Here is a 329-nt window from a genome sequence, read left to right as displayed (position 1 = left end):
ACCGTCTACTCCCAAAAGGAAGCGGATCTCATCGCGAAGGAGATGGGGAAGGCGGGCTGGAGGGGTGAGGTAATCGACAACCAAGACTCCAGGGGGATATACGACCAGTGGGTCTACAAGGGAAGTCGCCAGGCACTTTAAAAGAATGATGGAAAGCTTAATTATCCATACCATTCCTCTGTAGAAGTGGTGAGATTCTTGGCTGACTTTAAGAAGCGAAATGCGGAGAGAAAGGGCGGCAAAAAAGAAGAGATCAAAAGCAAGAAGCTCATGGAAGAGAATCTGGATGATTTAATAGGCAGAGGAGAAGTAGAGAAATAGGCTTCTGC

Annotated in this window: 1 protein-coding gene; it reads left to right on the top strand. The window is 47.4% G+C overall.

Annotated features, from left to right (window positions below):
* Positions 1-189: 189 nt before the first annotated feature.
* The gene (locus tag BP822_RS03295; protein WP_286877736.1) at positions 190-321 is read left to right on the top strand and encodes a hypothetical protein; all 132 of its coding nucleotides are present in this window, start codon (positions 190-192) and stop codon (positions 319-321) included.
* The last annotated feature ends 8 nt before the right edge of the window (positions 322-329 follow it).

Origin of the sequence: Methanosaeta sp. UBA458, assembly GCF_002496085.1 — an archaeon.
GTDB lineage: Archaea > Halobacteriota > Methanosarcinia > Methanotrichales > Methanotrichaceae > Methanothrix > Methanothrix soehngenii.
This window is presented reverse-complemented; position numbering and strand designations above follow the sequence as displayed.